12 protein-coding genes are annotated in these 15,949 nt (G+C 64.5%); 3 read left to right on the plus strand and 9 right to left on the minus strand.

Annotated features, from left to right (window positions below; genetic code table 11):
- The first annotated feature begins 57 nt into the window (after positions 1-57).
- Entirely contained in the window at positions 58-624 is a 567-nt protein-coding gene (locus tag DBV08_RS07410; RefSeq protein ID WP_020909857.1) for a helix-turn-helix domain-containing protein, read from the plus strand.
- A 5-nt stretch (positions 625-629) separates the two neighbouring features.
- Here DBV08_RS07410 and DBV08_RS07415 read toward each other — a convergent pair whose 3' ends face one another.
- Genes DBV08_RS07415 through DBV08_RS07435 form a run of 5 tightly spaced genes read right to left on the minus strand, consistent with a single transcriptional unit; the run spans position 630 to position 9,001 of the window.
- On the minus strand, positions 630-1,346 hold the full coding sequence (locus tag DBV08_RS07415) for a hypothetical protein (RefSeq protein WP_124566991.1): 717 nt from the start codon (positions 1,344-1,346) through the stop codon (positions 630-632).
- A gap of 53 nt (positions 1,347-1,399) precedes the next feature.
- On the minus strand, positions 1,400-2,026 hold the full coding sequence (gene sigM / locus DBV08_RS07420) for an RNA polymerase sigma factor SigM (protein ID WP_124566992.1): 627 nt from the start codon (positions 2,024-2,026) through the stop codon (positions 1,400-1,402).
- Between the two features lie 47 nt (positions 2,027-2,073).
- On the minus strand, positions 2,074-6,081 hold the full coding sequence (locus tag DBV08_RS07425) for a murein biosynthesis integral membrane protein MurJ (RefSeq protein WP_124566993.1): 4,008 nt from the start codon (positions 6,079-6,081) through the stop codon (positions 2,074-2,076).
- Positions 6,078-8,432: a DUF6049 family protein gene (locus DBV08_RS07430; RefSeq protein ID WP_095973480.1), complete on the minus strand. Its 2,355-nt coding sequence runs from the start codon at positions 8,430-8,432 to the stop codon at positions 6,078-6,080. The genes DBV08_RS07425 and DBV08_RS07430 overlap by 4 nt, the downstream gene beginning before the upstream one ends.
- Positions 8,429-9,001 (minus strand): NUDIX hydrolase, encoded by a 573-nt coding sequence (locus DBV08_RS07435; protein ID WP_166810406.1) that lies wholly within the window; start codon positions 8,999-9,001, stop codon positions 8,429-8,431. The genes DBV08_RS07430 and DBV08_RS07435 overlap by 4 nt, the downstream gene beginning before the upstream one ends.
- Positions 9,002-9,112: 111 nt before the next feature.
- Between DBV08_RS07435 and DBV08_RS07440 the strand changes: the two genes are divergently transcribed.
- Entirely contained in the window at positions 9,113-10,558 is a 1,446-nt protein-coding gene (locus DBV08_RS07440; RefSeq protein ID WP_095973478.1) for a CCA tRNA nucleotidyltransferase, read from the plus strand.
- Here DBV08_RS07440 and DBV08_RS07445 read toward each other — a convergent pair.
- The 4 genes from DBV08_RS07445 to DBV08_RS07460 are packed head-to-tail and all read right to left on the minus strand — an operon-like array spanning position 10,548 to position 15,119.
- Entirely contained in the window at positions 10,548-11,855 is a 1,308-nt protein-coding gene (locus DBV08_RS07445) for an MFS transporter (protein ID WP_095973477.1), read from the minus strand. The genes DBV08_RS07440 and DBV08_RS07445 overlap by 11 nt on opposite strands.
- 23 nt (positions 11,856-11,878) lie before the next feature.
- The gene (locus DBV08_RS07450; RefSeq protein ID WP_124566994.1) at positions 11,879-13,516 is read right to left on the minus strand and encodes an acyl-CoA dehydrogenase family protein; all 1,638 of its coding nucleotides are present in this window, start codon (positions 13,514-13,516) and stop codon (positions 11,879-11,881) included.
- Positions 13,500-14,123, minus strand: coding sequence for a TetR/AcrR family transcriptional regulator (locus DBV08_RS07455; RefSeq protein WP_124566995.1), 624 nt, complete (start codon positions 14,121-14,123; stop codon positions 13,500-13,502). Before DBV08_RS07455 ends, DBV08_RS07450 begins: the two co-directional genes overlap by 17 nt.
- A gap of 54 nt (positions 14,124-14,177) precedes the next feature.
- Positions 14,178-15,119, minus strand: a complete 942-nt coding sequence (locus DBV08_RS07460) for an NAD-dependent epimerase/dehydratase family protein (protein WP_124566996.1) — start codon at positions 15,117-15,119, stop codon at positions 14,178-14,180.
- Between the two features lie 134 nt (positions 15,120-15,253).
- Between DBV08_RS07460 and DBV08_RS07465 the strand changes: the two genes are divergently transcribed.
- Positions 15,254-15,949 (plus strand): TetR/AcrR family transcriptional regulator, encoded by a 696-nt coding sequence (locus DBV08_RS07465; protein WP_095973471.1) that lies wholly within the window; start codon positions 15,254-15,256, stop codon positions 15,947-15,949.

Here is a 15,949-nt window from a genome sequence, read left to right on the forward strand (position 1 = left end):
GACTCGTAACTACGACGATATAGCGCCTACTCCCAATCTGTCCGACAATTCGACACGATGAACGCCACAGGATCAGGTCGCCCACGAGACCCACGCATCGACGACACAGTCCTCGAGGTCACCCGAGCGATGCTCCTCGAGGTCGGATGGGAGCAACTCAGTCTCCGGGCGATCGCGGCACGGGCAGGGGTCAGCCGAGCTTCGATGTCACGGCGATGGCCGTCGAAGGCACATCTTGTTCTCGGGTCCATTCTGGGCGCGACACCAGACCTGACACCGTTCGAGGGCACCGACCGTGACGGTTGGATCCGTTGGGTGGTGGAGGGAAGTGCTCAGCTGTTCTCGCGGCCCGAGGTTCGCGCCGCGTCGCCGGGGCTGCTGGCTGCGCTGCGTGACCATGACGACTTACGTAACGAATTGTGGCGCGGTTTCAGCGGGCCGAGCACGCAACTCTTCCTTCAGAATGCCGAAGATCCCGAATCGGCACTGCTCGATGCCAAGGCCGTGCTGGTATTGGCGGCCGGAGCAGCGATGTTTTCGAGTCTGATAGCGGTCGAGGACGATACGGATGCATTGCGCGGGAGAATCCTCGAGCTCCTGCTTCCCGCGGCAACGCCGCGCTGACACCGTCAACCGATGTTCTTGATTGACAACGTATTCGGATTCTCGTCGCTGCAGTTGATGCCAACAGTCAGTGCGGTGATCTGACGCGGCTGCGATCCCGCGAAGAGGATGACTATCGCAGGTGCACCGTCGATGCGAACCTCACCGGAGCCGAGGACAGGCCTGCCCTCGTCGATGCCATTGGCGCTGAGGCAGCCGGCAAGCTTGGACGGATCTTCCAGTGGTCCAAGGTTTTCCGAGCCGATGAGTGAGAGAAGGGACGCCGAATCCGGATCGTCGACAGCAGACGTCGCCGGTGTGCTTGGTTGAGCGACAACGCTTTCGGCAGGCTCGGAATCTCGGGTTCCGACCACTACGATCACGAAGGCCACCAACACGGCTGCTGCGGCACCGAGCACCCACGCTTGTGGGCGTCGCCGGAACGGCACGACGGTTGTCTCTGCTGGCGGCTCGACCTGGCTGGACTGTTTATCCAGTGCCGAATTGATTCGCTCGGCAAGCGAATTCGGAATCCGTTCGTGAGAGGCCTCGCGCGAGTTCAGTGTCGCGAGTGATGCTGTGACGCTGTCGAGAGTAATGACAAATGCATGGGCGTCGGGGTCTGCGTGCACCCGCGGCCACAGGGCCGCACTGGTTTCGGGATCGAGAACCCCGGCGTGAAGATCCGCTAGTAGGTCTTCCGAATACGGAGGCGACGGAACACGAACAGACGGATCTGTCATGAACCCTCCCTCGGCAGTCGGTGTGGACGCTTACAAGATAGGACGCGTCCGGTTCACGAATGGTTCCCGCCTTCGCGAAAGTCTTCCAACTGGGTGGCGAGGCGCTTACGCGCGCGGGCGCAGCGACTCTTCACGGTCCCTACGGGCACTCCCAATCTCTCGGCGGCCTCGGCCACCGGATACCCCTCGACATCGACGGCGACGACGGCAGCACGCTGCTCAGGGGGCAGCGATGCCAGTGCCTGTTCGACGGTCAGGCTCATGTCCACTCCTGCCGCGTAATCGCGGTGATCGCGGGGTTCCTCCGCATTCTCGGAAGACAGAGAGAATGCGGCCCGCGATTTGTTGCGTCGGATCCGGTCGAGGCAGGCATTGACCACGATGGTGTGGAGCCAGCTACGCACCGCCGCGTCACCGCGAAACTTCGCCGCCTTGCGGTGCGCGGACAGCAGACCCTCCTGGAGAGCGTCTGCCGCGTCCTCCTCCGAGTAGCTCGTTCGCCGGGCAACGTGCCACAGATGATCCTGATGCCGGAGCAGTAGTTCACGGAACGCGTGTCGATCGCCCGCGACATGAGCGGTCAACAATTCGAAATCCGTCGCCTCGAGATTTTTGTTCTCGAGACTTCTGGATTCGAAATTTCCGGCTCCGCCCCCGGTGCCCCCCCGATAACTGTGCACGGGCGGATATTAGCCCAGTCGGTAGGTTTCGGAAGGGCCAAGGGCGATCACTTTGCAGCAGTGAAAGCAATCTCCGAGATGGATGTCTGGTTTTGTCCGGATTCGGTGCTGAGCTGCGTAATCCAAACCAGGACATACTGACCCGAGCCATCCGAAGTGACTGGAATGTCGGTCACACCGTTCTTCAGGACACCCGATCCGATTTCCTTGGTCTGATCCAGTGAAGTATTCGCAGAAGGGGCAGAACGGATTTCAACGACGGTTCCCGGCGAATCAGACGTGATTGCAACGTTCTTCAGGTTGGCTGCATCGGCAAGACTCACCATCAGGCCGACACCGTTCTTCAGTGACGGGAACGGCTGGAAGTACGAGTCCGACGACCACGCAGTGGCCGGATTGCCGTCGATGGCGTTCTTGGCCGTTGCCGGTTGATCCGGCGTGCCCTGGGGTGAGAACACCGTTACGGCCGAGGCAGCTACCGGCACGGTTGCCGCCGCCGGTGCGGGCGCGGGTGAATTGTTCTCGGGCGCAGTGGCTTCGGTGGTCAATCCGAAACTCTGCTCGCTGAGAGGGGTGTCGTTACTACCACCCGAGAGGAAGCTCGCCACCCACACCACAAGGAGAATCAGGACGATCACGGTGAAGACACCGAGCGCCGTCAGTGCCGCGAGCATCCGCGTCGACTTCTTCTTCTCGGCCTCGATGGCTTCGGGGTCGTTCAGTGCATGACCGGACGCTCCCTGTTCGCGGTGGCCGAGACGAAGTGCCGGAATCATTTCCGTCTTGTCGTTGACGACGGATGCCTGATCGAGGATGTGCTGCACGGTGGCAGCAGTGCGGATTCCACTCTCCGACTGCAACGCTCGAACTGCCACGGCCGAGATGTCGAACGGGACCTCCGGACGGACGACTCGAGGCTCGACGATGTTGCCGTCGGCGCCGCGTCCGGCGGGAAGCAAACCACCGACGGGACCGGCGGACGGTTCGGCCAGCGGCCAGCGCGCCGTGATGAGCGAGTACAGCATGGCGCCGAGACCGCGAACGTCGCTGGTGGAATCGGCGTCGGCAAGCGTCGCCGGGAACGCCAGTACGGCGTCACCGTTGATGCTGATGCGAACGCGGTCCGGGTGATCGATGGACAGTGCGCCGCCGGTGCGGTGAGCAGCTTCGGCAGCGGCCGCGAGGGCGCGAATGGCGCGGGCAGCACCGATCGGTGACGGCGTGGTCTCGGCCATCTCACGCAGCGAGCGACCGGGAGTCCATTCGGCGACGACGATGCCGCCCGAGCTTCCGCGGACGACGTCGAGGACGCGAGCCAGACCGGGCGAGTTGATCCGTCCCAGGCGCAGCGTGCGCGAGAGAACCGCCTGTGGTCCGGCCTGGCTGTCGTCGTCGCCGCGCTGATCGGCGTCGACGAACGTCAGGGCTACTTCACGGTCGAGCTTGACGTCGAGAGCTTCCCAGAACTGCAATCCGCGGGTTCCGCCGTGCGGCGCGAGCAGACGGTAGCGTCCGCCGGCAACAGAGGCGCCCGGGATGAGCTTGGGTCCACGGGGCATCGGTCGCTGGGCCGGTCGTGATGCGGATCCGGCGGCAGGTGTGCGAGGCGCAGCTGGCGGCGGTGTCTGAGCGGCAGCCGTCTTCTGAGGTTCGGGTGCCTTCTTGTCCGGAGCAGGTGTCTTCGACACGGGTGCCGCGGGTGTCTTCGACACACTAACCGGAGGCACCGGCGGAGCGGCCTTCTGCACCGGCTGCTGCGGCTTCTGACCCTGCGGGCTTTGGCCCTGCTGCGGCTTCTGACCCTGCGGGCTTTGGCCCTGCTGCGGTCGCTGTGCAGGCTTCTGACCCTGCTGTGGTTTCTGGCCGGCAGAGGCGGAGGAACTCGTGGATGCAGGTGTGCCCGACGATGCCGTTGACTTCTGTTCGGACGCTTTCACGGCAGAAGTCCCGGCACTCTTGTTGCCGGAAACGTTGTCGTCGCTCACCCTCGCTCCTTCTCCATCGATAGCCCGTCCCCGAATACGCGCGGGTTGCGATCCTGTACGCCCATGACCAGGGTACGGGAGCGCACCCGGTCGTTCTTGCTCGTTTGATTCCGTTCTGATTGCAGGAATCAGCTCGGTGACGTCGTCGTCGGTGTTGTTACGTGTGTCCGGTTCGGCGCGACCTGTCAGTGAACGAATCTTGCGGGAGACCGCAACCGTTACCGACAGAACCTCCGGAACCTTCTTGAAGTAGAGAATCGTGAAGGTGATCGCGAGCATCAGGATGCCGCCGACGGCAACGCGAACCATCGAGCCAGGTCCGCCGAAACGCTCGGTGAGTTGATCGAATCCGAGGACTCGGTCGACCGCGAGCATGGTCAGCGAACCGGCCAGCGAGGCGAGTACGACGGACCAGACCGTCTTGCCCACGTTGGCCATCTGCAGGTTTCCGAGGCTGCGGTGCAGGAGGTATCCGCCGATGACGGCGCCGGTGATGTAGCCGAGACCGTTGGCCGCACCGAGCAGGATCACGACCTGATCGCTGTTGGAGGCGAAGACCGGAGCCAGCGCCGAGAAAGCGATCTTCACTGCAGTGATGCCGAGAACGATCCACGTCGGCGTCCAGGCCTGTTCGCGGGCGTAGAACACTCGAAGTTGGATCAGGACCAGCGCGTACGGAATCAACGTGAATGCCGACCAACTCACGGCGGTACCGAGTCGTTCGGCCTGTTCGGGCCCGAAGCGTCCGTAACCGTAGAGCGCTTCACCGACCTGCGGACCCATGAAGGTCAGGAACATGATGATCGGAACCAGCGTGATCATTGTCAGACGCGTCGCGACCGACAGATCGTCCACGACAGCCGGGGTGTCGTCGGCAGCTGCGTTGCGGCTCAAGCGCGGCATGATCGCCGTCAGTACCGTCACTCCGAGCACGCCGTACGGGAGCTGCAGGAGTAGCCAGGCCTGGCTGTAGATGGCAGGGCCGGCTTCGTCGGCGTGGGAGGAGATCTTGGTCGCGAAGATCATGCCCATCTGGCTGATCAGGACGTACAAGACGATGGCGACGGCCATGCCGCCGAACTGGCGCAGGCGATCGTCGAGACCCCACAGCGGCTTGAGCGAGATCTTCTCGCGGCGAAGCGCGGGGATCAGGCTGGCTGCCTGCACGATGACGCCGATGGTGATGCCGATGCCGAGGGTGAGCAGCTTTGCATCGCCCATCGAGACCGGATCGAGCGAGATCTCGCCCGGAGTCAGGCGGTAGACCACGAGCACCACGAGGACGACGACATTGTTGAGTACGGGAGCCCAGGCGCCGGGCTTGAAGATCTGTCTGGTGTTCAGAAACGCTGTGAACAGCGCCGACAGCCCGTAGAACAGGATCGCCGGCAGAAGCAGATACGACAGCGCGGTGGTCAGGTCGGTGCTGACCTTGCCGTCTTCGGACAGGAAGACGTATTTGGTGAGTACGGGTGCTGCCAGGGTCGCGAGCAACGCGGCCATGCCGAGTAGAACTAGCGACGCCGTGAAGAGGCGTCGGACGAACGCTTCGCCGTGATCGGCGTCCTCCCGCTCGGCGCGAACCAGCACGGGGACGACGATGGCGGTGAGCACGGCGCCCAGAACCAGTTCCGCGATCATGTTCGGGATTTGGCTGGCGACGGTGAACGAGCTGGCGATGGCCGGACCGAGGACCATCAGGATCATCAACTGCTTGGCGAATCCCGTGATGCGGCTCGTCAGCGTCGCGATCGCGATGGAACCCGTTGCCGCGAGGAGTCGTGAGTTCGTCTCCTTGCGTTCCCCGACCTGGACATGGGCGTCGGTGTCGAACTCGTCCGACTTGGTCGTCTGCCGGTCCGCGAACTCCATCTCGGCTTCGCGGTACCTGGGGTAGTCGCGGATCACCGGGATGGTCATGGTGGGTGCGTCGTCGAAACGTGCGTCCGGGTTGACCGGCTGAATCGGGTAACCGCGCTCCCACGGTGGCATCCGAGGATGCGAGCGGGTCGTGGCACTCTTGCGGGTGATCGCCGAGCGGCGACCCTCCTCGGGTGGATTCCCGGTCATGAGCGTTCGTACCCTTCATCTGCTGGGTCCGGCTGACCCTTGAATCGATGCCACAGCCGTCGCCCTGCCAGGAACAGCAGCAACCCTCCCGCTGTCGCCGTCACGGCGGCCAGGGGACGACCGTACGCATTCGACCGTACGGTCACGCTGGTCGGCGTACCCAATTGGCGGCCATCTGTCGTGGTCAGCGAGAAGTTGACTTCCAGCTTGCGAGAATCGTTCATTTCCGCGGGCACAGTCAACTGTCGGCTACCTCGCGGCGGCAGCTGTTTGGGACCGATGTCACTGATCTGCATCTCGGGTGGGGCTTCCACACGCAGGTCGACGTTGATGGCGATGGGCAGCTCGTTGCGCGCCACCAGCAGGAGCGGACTCTGCCCCGACGCGAGGGTGTAGACGCCGCCCGGCGACACGACACTGACGGCCCGGTACATCCCGTCTACGGCTTCGGTGACGTTGTCGGCGCGGATGGTCGCGGCGCGCTCCGCCCGATTGACCGAGGCGGAGTCGACGTTGCGGCGATCGGCCAAAGTCATCGAGCGGAGTAGATCTTCGCGGAGCGGCGCCGTGAATCCCCGGGGGGTGAGCAACACCGCCGGATCGTCCACGAGCGAAGCTTCGAGTCCGTCGATACGCGGAAGTTGGGTGGTTGCGGTCTCGACGACGGACGTCTGCGGGCCGTCCTGGGTAGCTCGGTCCGGGTAGTCGAGCGTGGCGGCGTCCGTGGCACCCGGTTGTCTGCCGAGCAGCGCCGGCAGGGCCTGCGGTGAGGCGAGACCGGAGCGGATGAGGGTCGCGAGCATCGAGAGCACCGCGGTGGCGTCGTTGCTGTCTGCGGTCCACAGCTGCGGCGGCGCGAAGATCTGATTGCGCGGCAATGACGTCGGCGTCAGCGCCGCCCAGGCCATCGCTCCCAGCGCGTCCTGACGCCGGGCGCTGCGCGATTCGATGTCGATGGTCGGCGCGGTGTCGTCGGGGATGTACGACGGGACCTGCGGTTCCGAGCCGGTGGCGGCCAATGCTGCGGCTGCCGAGGTGTCGAAGGCAAGCGCGTCGAGTGAGCCGGTTATCCGCGACGACAGTTGCGGGGCTGCCGAGTCGACGGAGGTGTCAGCCACCATCGCTGTGGTGGGATTCACGCTCAGCACCTCTGCGGTGGCCGAGTCGAGGACACCTGAATCGGGCCATACGAAATCTCGCAGTGAAGTCACGCCGAGGATGTTGTCGACGATGTCTGCCGGGCGTGCGAGCGCGGTAGCCGTCAGTTCCGGATTGGCCACCGAGGTGACCGCGGCGAGATCGGCTTGCGCGAACGGAACCGCCGTCGTGCACATCGAGGACGCGAGAGTCTTCACCCGGCCGAGCCATTGGTTGGCGGCGTCGCTGCCACGGCCTTCGTGCGACGGCCCGGTGGGATCGGACGAGTTGTCGGCCACGAGGTATCCGCGAGTCATGTTCTCGACGGTGATCAGAAGATCCGGGTCGATTGCCAGGCAGAGCGCGTCGGTGACGCGGCGATCGGTATCGCTCTCGGGCTTGGTGGCGCTCTCCACCGCGTCGACCAACGCGTCCAGGCGGCCGCCGTCGGAAAGTTCGGTGGCAAGTTCGTCGTCGATCAGGCGGACGGGCTCGTTGACCGAGCCGGGGATTCCGCCGACGAGTCGGGGAGAGTCGGCCAGCGGCCACATGAGCGTGACGCCGATCGGGGCGGACGTGTCGGGGGGAACGACGGCCGTCGCCGACGAACTGGGTGTTCCGGATGTGGCGTTCGATTCGGCTGCGGCCGGCACACCGAGGACGGGGAGCAGGAAGCGTGCGTCGTCGAGCCGGGCGGCACCGCCGTACTCGGGGGTGCCGTTCACGTTGACGAGCATCGGGTACACGCCGGGTTCGGTGATGTCGAGAGACAGACCGGTGGTGCTTCGGAGCGGCAAGGTGAGTGTGAACTGTTTGGATTGTCCGGTGTCGAGGGTGGTGGCAACGGTGTCGAATTCGCCGACCGTGTCGAAAACAGCCTGATCGAAATCGAGTGCTGCGCGCACGTCCGAACTGGAGTCGATCGCGGGAGCGCGTTGCAGCCTCACTCCGACGTCCTCGACGGGACGGTCACCGACATTCTTCACCGTGCCTTTGACCACGACGTTGCGGTCACTGGTGGTCGTCACCGTGGTCGGTGCGGTGGAGTCGATGGTCAGCTGCAGAAATTTGGCATCGTTGGTGTTTCGCGCCGGGGCGCGCTCACTGGGCTGGCTGGACGGAGCGGCCCAGGAGACGGCAGTCGTTGCAGGCCCGAAACCGACAGCGGCCATCACCAGAGCGGCCACACCGGCCCGCCGCAGAGCCATTCTCATCCGGCGTCCGGTTCCTTCGGGTGCTGTTCTTGTCGTATTTCCGTTCGCGGCATTTCGGCGATCATCTGCGATGCGAGTTCGGCCAGCTTGCGCTCGTCGGCGTACGCGAGTCTCGAGTGCAGTTCCGTCAGTGGCACCCAGGCGACTTCGGTGACCTCGATGTCCTCGTCGGAGAGTTCACCGCCGAGAAAGCGGAGGAGATAGTGGTGCACGGTCTTGTGGACGCGTCGACCTTCGGTCACGAACCAGTAGTCGATGCTGCCCAGCGGTGCCAGGACAGTTCCCTGAATGCCGGTTTCTTCTTCGACCTCACGCATCGCGGTCTGTTCGGCGGTCTCACCCTGCTCGATATGGCCCTTGGGTAGCGACCAGAGCAGGCGTCCACGGCGGTCGGTTCGACCGATCAGTGCAGCGCAGAGGCGTTCCGGGGGTCCTCCCCAGCCATCGACGACCAAGCCGCCCGCAGAAGTTTCACGGACGGTTCGCATCAGAGGTTTATCGGGGTTGCCGACGGCAGGTCGACGCCGCGGGTTGCGGCGACTCCTGTTTGTTCGTTCGGCACCAGACACCTCATCGATACTAGTTGGCCTTGCTGCGTTGCCCGGTAACCCGCGCAAAGCGGTCTATCGCGTTCGTATGCGCGTTCTGCTATTTGCGCACCTTAAGTAAGCTCCTTTCACGTGACTGTCCCTACCTCCGACGCTGATCGCCGCCTACGACTGCTTGCCGACGCCACTGCAACGCTCGGCACGTTGTCCGACGTGTTGAACCCGCTCGGTGAGCGTTTTGCTGCGGCCGGTCACGAGCTGTTCCTGGTGGGTGGCAGTGTTCGCGACGCGATCCTCGGCCGCTTCAGTGGCGATCTGGACTTCACGACGGACGCGAGGCCGGAGAAGGTTCAGGCTCTGCTCAAGGGCTGGGTGGACAAGCAGTGGGACACCGGCATCGAGTTCGGGACCATCAGCGCCATCAAGCACGGCCAGGAGATCGAGATCACGACCTTCCGGGCCGACGCTTACGACCGCGTCTCCCGCAATCCGATAGTCGAGTACGGAACGACATTGGCCGACGATCTGGTGCGCCGCGATTTCACCGTCAACGCGATGGCGATGAAGATCGGCGCGGACGGTTCCTACACTTTTGTCGATCCGCTGAACGGCATGGACGCCCTGCTGGCCGGAGAGCTCGATACGCCGTCGGCGCCGGAGAACTCGTTCAACGACGATCCATTGCGGATGCTGCGCGCAGCCCGGTTCGTCTCGCAGCTTGGTTTCACGTTGAACAATCGTGTTTTCGAGGCCATCAAGGAGATGGCGTCGCAGATCGAGCGGATCACCGCCGAGCGCGTGCAGGTGGAGCTGAACAAACTGATGCTGGGCATGTACCCGGTGGACGGCATCAACATGATGGTCGACTCCGGGCTGGCCGCGTACGTGCTGCCCGAGGTTCCGCAGATGAAGCTCGAGATCGACGAGCATCACCAGCACAAGGACGTCTACCAGCACTCTCTCACCGTGCTCCAGCAGGCGATCGACCTCGAAGAAGGCGATCCCGACCTCGTATTGCGTTGGGCTGCACTGCTCCACGACATCGGGAAGCCGGACACCAAGCGCAACGAGCCGGGCGGCGGCGTCAGCTTCCACCACCACGAGGTGGTCGGCGCCAAGCTGGTGCGCAAGCGCATGCGGGCCTTGAAGTTCTCGAAGCAGATGGTCGACGACGTTTCGCAGCTCGTGTTCCTGCACTTGCGTTTTCACGGTTACGGCAAGGGGCAGTGGACCGATTCGGCGGTGCGGCGGTACGTCACCGACGCGGGCGAGTTGCTCCCCCGCTTGCACAAGCTCGTCCGGGCCGACTGCACCACGCGCAACAAGCGCCGCGCCGCGCAGTTGCAGGCCACGTACGACGACATCGAAGAGCGGATCGCGCGCATTGCGGAGCAGGAAGACCTCGCTCGGGTGCGTCCGGATCTCGATGGCAACGCCATCATGGAACTGCTCGGCATCCCGGCCGGCCCGCAGGTGGGCAAGGCATGGACGTTCCTCAAGGAACTACGTCTGGATCGCGGGCCGCTCGAACGGGACGAGGCCGAAGCCGAACTGCTGAAGTGGTGGGCTACCCAGTAGGGCTGGTTTCTCGTTTCTTGCGGTTGATCAGTACCGCCGACAACCCCGCGGCGTAGACGCCCGCGCCGGCGAGGGCCAGGCCGACGCTCTTGCCGTCGGGCGCGATCACCGTCGACGCCGCCGCGATCGCACCGATGAACGCGACGTTGAACACGGTGTCCTGCAAGGCGAATACCTGGCCACGACGGTCGTCGTCGATGTCGATCTGCATGGCCGCGTCGCCGCTGAGTTTCACGGACTGGCCGGCGATGCCGAGCAGGAATGCGGCGATCAACAGCGAGCCTTGCGTCAGGGTGGTCACGAAGACGAGCTGGACGAGAACCGCGCACACCAGGGCGTACGTGATCGTCCGTGAGCGGCCGATCCGCGGAATGAGGAACGGTGTGATCAAGGCCGCGATCAGCATTCCGATGGCCGTTGCACCGACGGCGACGCCGAATCCGGCCATCCCTCCAGGTAATTGGGAGCCGTTCGAGGTGTCGCGTAGGACCAGCACCATGATGAGGGTGTTGATGCCGAAGCAGATGCGGTGTGCGCCGATTCCGATCATTGCCGTGGTGACGCCGGGCGCCTCCCAGACAGCGGTTGCACCGGTGCGCAGTCCGGCTGTTACCGAACGAACGGCGCTGGCGCGGACCACCTCGTCGGCCACCGGACCAAGCGAGCGGGCCGTGAACCTGGCCGCGGCGAGGGCAGCAATCACGGACCCCAGCGCTGCGATCGCCACGGCTGCGCCCGACGCTCGATCCCCGGCGCCGATCACGCCGATGATCGCCACCGCAGCCGAAGCGCCTAGAGCAGCTACCACCGAACCAGCCGTTGTGAGAACGGAATTGGTTGCCACCAGCCACGATTGCCGGACGACCTTCGGCAGGGCTGCGGATACCCCTGCCCCGACGAAGCGGCTGACTCCGATGGCAGCAAGCGCACACGTCAACAACAGAGTGTCACCGCCGCCGGCCACCAACAACACCGCGGTGGTCAGGATGAAGAGCCCGCGGAGCACGCTCGCCCACAGGAGCACCAGGCGGCGGTCCCAACGATCCAGCAGGGCCCCGGCAAAGGGGCCGATCACCGAATAGGGAAGGAGCAGTACGGCAAAGCCGGCCGCTATCGCCACCGGATCGGTTTCGCGTTCCGGGTTGAAGAGGATTGCGCCGCCGAGCGCGGCCTGGAACATTCCGTCACCGAACTGGCTGGAAAAGCGGACGAGCGCCAGCCTTCCGAGGCCGGGTGATTCACGCAGGGTGTGCAGTACGCGCTGCCAGGCCTCGCGGCGGTTCGAGGCTCGGTTCATAAGCGGAAACTGTAGTGGGTGGGTCAGGCGCCGATCTTGACGGTCGCCCGCTCGAGGATCGGCGCGATGTCGATTCCCCTCGGCAGCGTTCCGAACACGCTCCCCCAGTCGCTTCCGAGTCGACTCGCGCAGAACGCGTCGGCCACCGCGGGGTGCCCGTAGCGGAGCAGCAGCGAGGCTTGCAGTGCGAGTGCCATGTCACCGACGATCTTTCGCGCCCGGTATTCGATGTCGTCGAAATCGCCGAATGCCGTTTCGAGACTCCGCACGGCCTGATCGAAGCGGGCGTCCACGCCACTCGCTTCTTTCAGTTCGTCGAAGAACACCTGCAGCGTTTCGGGTTGCTTCGCCATCGCCCGGAGTGTGTCGAGCGCCGCGACGTTGCCCGACCCCTCCCACACCGAGAGCAGCGGAGCCTCGCGATAGAGGCGCGGCATCCGGGATTCCTCCACGTATCCGTTTCCGCCCAGACATTCGAGTGCCTCGGCAGCGTGGATCGGTCCGCGCTTGCAGACGAAGTACTTGCTCACGGCCAACGAAATGCGTCGTAGTGCGGTGGCGTGGGGATCGCCTGCGGTTGCGCGGTCGGTCAGAGCGGCCAGCCACATCGCGACGGTAGTCGACGCCTCCGATTCCGCCGCCAGATCAGCCAGAACATTGCGCATCAGAGGTTGGTCGATCAGGTTGGCGCCGAACGCACTTCGGTGATTCGCATGGTGAACTGCCTGCAGAGTGCCGACGCGCATGCCGGTGGCCGTGCCGATCGTGCAGTCCAGCCTGGTCATGTTGACCATCTCGATGATGGTGCGCACGCCCCGGCCTTCCTCGCCCACCATCCACGCGAGAGCGTCGCGGTACTCGACCTCGCTGCTCGCGTTGGAATGATTCCCCAACTTGTCCTTCAGGCGCTGTAGGTACATGTTGTTGAGCGAGCCGTCCGGCAGTACCCGCGGAAGAAAGAAGCACGACAGGCCACCCGGTGCCTGGGCGAGGACGAGGAACACGTCCGACATCGGCGCGGAGGTGAACCACTTGTGACCCGTCAGCAGGTAGCTGCCGTCGGATTGTGGTACCGCTCTTGTGGTTCCGGCACGAACGTCCGAACCGCCCTGCTTTTCCGTCATCGACATACCGGCGATCAATCCGGGCTTGGTGAGGGGAGCTTTCAGCTCTGGATCGTAGTGCCGGGCGGTCAGGAGTGGTTCGTACTGCTCTGCCAGCTCGGTGTTGTGCCGCAGCGCGGGCACCACCGCGTACGTCATCGAGATGGGGCAGCCGTGGCCGGCGTCGGTTTGACCCCACACGGCCATCTTCGCGGCTCGGACGAGGTGTGCGTGTGGGTCCGGGTCAGCCCACGGAGCACCGTGCAGTCCCAATTCGACTGCGGTGATCATGAGTTGGTGATAGGCGGGGTCGTAGCGGACCTCGTCGATACGGTTGCCGTAGCGGTCGTAGGTTCGCAGGACGGGCGGGTGCTCCTCGGCCAGATCGCCCCACTCTTGGGCTTGCGCGCTTCCGGCGCGGACCCCGACGCGATGAACCTCTTCGAGCGCCTCCGATGCTCCCTCACGGTGCAGTGCCTCGAGGATCGGCGCGTATTCGGCTGCGTCGTAATCGATCAGGGGCGGCACCTGATTGGTGACTTCATGCGTGGGTGTCATCGAAACTCCCTAACGATCGAAGGGTGAAGGCGAGGATGGCATCGATCGCAGCGGGATCCGTGGTGCCGCCGCGCAACGGAAGGATCAGGGCCTCACCGATTGCCCCGACGATGCACGCTGCCGTCAGAGTGGCGTCCTGCGGAGGTATCTCACCGGTGTCTACGGCCGAGCGGATTGCGGTGGCCAGGCAATCGCGGAACGATTCGCGAAACATGAGTCGCTGTTCGTCGACGAGTGGATCCACCGGTTCCACCAGCAGTGCATAGGCGAGAACCGGTGCACGCATGGCGCGTTCGGCGAACGTGCGAACCGACGCTGATACGGCGGAGCGATGGTTGCCTTCCAGGATTCGGGCGCTGTCTCCGGCGTCCCGAGCCGCGGATACCTCACGGCTGCAGACTGATTGGAATACTTCGGCGAACAGTTCGCCCTTGCCGTCGAAATGTCGATACAGCGTCCCGGTGCCGACGCCGGCGTTCTTGGCCACCGTGGCGATGGAACACCCCGCATAGCCGTGGGTTGCCACTGCCGTCGTGGCGGCCTCGAGCAGTCGGGCGCGTTGGGCGTCCAATCGTTCCTGTACTGCCGGAGTGCGGCGATAGGCCATGTGAAGAAGTGAACACCCGTTCCGTTCTTGCGTCAAGAGCCCCTGCCTGCAGATTCAGGCAGCAGCGGTGCGATCCTGTTCCGCGCGCCACCACGCGACGGTCTCCTCGGCGGCCTGATCGATCGGTGTCGGTGAGAGTCCGAGCAGCACTTCACTGGCACTCGAGTCCATGACAAACGGCTTGGTGAACTGGTAATTCATCTCCGCGAGTTCGCGGCTGTCGGTGTTGACCTTGCCGACTGCGTCGAGCACCCAGGCGGGCAGGACGCCCACCTTGGCGGGGGATGTCCCGGCGGCTCGGGCGAAGGCTTCGGCGATCTTGCGTTGGGTGAGCGCGGGGCCGGTGGGTGCGTGGATGACGGAGTTCCAGAGTTCGGGGTTGTGTGCTGCGGCGATCATCGCTGCGGCGAGATCGGGGATGTAGGTGAAGGAGTGCGGCTGGTCTGCGGAACCGATGACACGAATCTTCTTACCTGCCATGACCTTCGGAACCATGCGCTCGCCGGCGTGGGCGGTGCGGACGCGGGGGCCGAAGAAGTCCGAGGCGACGACGCTGACGGTAGGTGTTGCCGAAGCCTCGCGAGCACGCAGCAGCGCGGTCCGCACGCCACGCTTGCCGCCGGTGGCGTTGCGTGGATCGGATTCGGTCATCAAGGTGTCGGAGTTGTAGGCGTAGAGGCTTTCGGGGAAGACCACGACGGCGCCGATGGATGCGGCCGCGTCGAGCACGACCTTCTCGGCCGCCGGGAGTTCCCGCTCCCAATCGGCTGCGTTGTAGGCGGCGTGGATGCAGTGGTAGATGGCCGTGGCGCCTTCGCTGACCGAGCGCAGGGCCTCGGAATCCGAGACGTCGACGCGTCGACGGTCGATCAACGGGTGCTCCGGCCCGCTGCCGGACCTGGTCAGGAGGCGGACATTGATGCCCTGCTCGGCGAGCTGTAGCGCGACGGCGGATCCGACAGGTCCTGCTCCGGTGACGATTTCGAGGTTCGACATGGTGTGCTCCTTCTCGTTTCGGGTGAACTGAGAGCACTGCTCTCGTTTTCAAGAATGCACCCGCGCCCTAGCACTGTCAAGAGCAGTGCTCTCTTTTGTTGATACTGCTCTCGACCATGGGGCAAGATGGACTCATGGTTGGGACTCCCCGTGAGCGGGCGCGCGAACAGACGCTGCAGGACATCACCCGGATCGGACGCGAGCATCTTGCTGCCGTCGGCGCCGCAGCTTTGTCTCTGCGGGCCGTCGCACGTGACCTGGGAGTCGTGTCCTCAGCGGTGTACCGCTACGTCGCCAGTCGCGACGAACTGCTGACCTTGCTGGTGGTGGACGGGTACACGGAACTGGGCTCGGAAGTGGACGCCGCCGTGAATGCCGTTGCAGCAGAAGACTTTCGCGGACAGTTCGTTGCCCTCGGGCGTGCCGTCCGGAGTTGGGCGATCCGGGAACCGGCCCGCTACGGTCTGCTGTTCGGCAGCCCCGTCCCCGGTTACGACGCTCCGGGCGAGCAGACCACCGGTCCTGGCACTCTCGTCGTGACCCGGCTGATCGGGATCATCGACGCCGCACATCGAGCGGGCGCACTCACGGTGCGAGAGGGTCCGGACCTGAGTGACACGCTGGCAATGGACCTCGAGGGAGTGCGGAAAGAACTGGGCACCGACCTGCCGCCGGATGCCGCAGTGCGCGCAACTCTCGTCTGGGTATCGCTGTTCGGCTCGGTGAACTTCGAGGTGTTCGGGCAGTACGGAAGCGATACGTTCAGCGACGCGAGCGAGATTTTCGAGCGGCATCTGGCACTACTTGCCGATGTGGCGGGTCTGACCTGA

It is taken from the genome of Rhodococcus sp. KBW08 (genome assembly GCF_003852455.1).
Classification (GTDB): Bacteria; Actinomycetota; Actinomycetes; order Mycobacteriales; family Mycobacteriaceae; genus Rhodococcus_F; species Rhodococcus_F baikonurensis.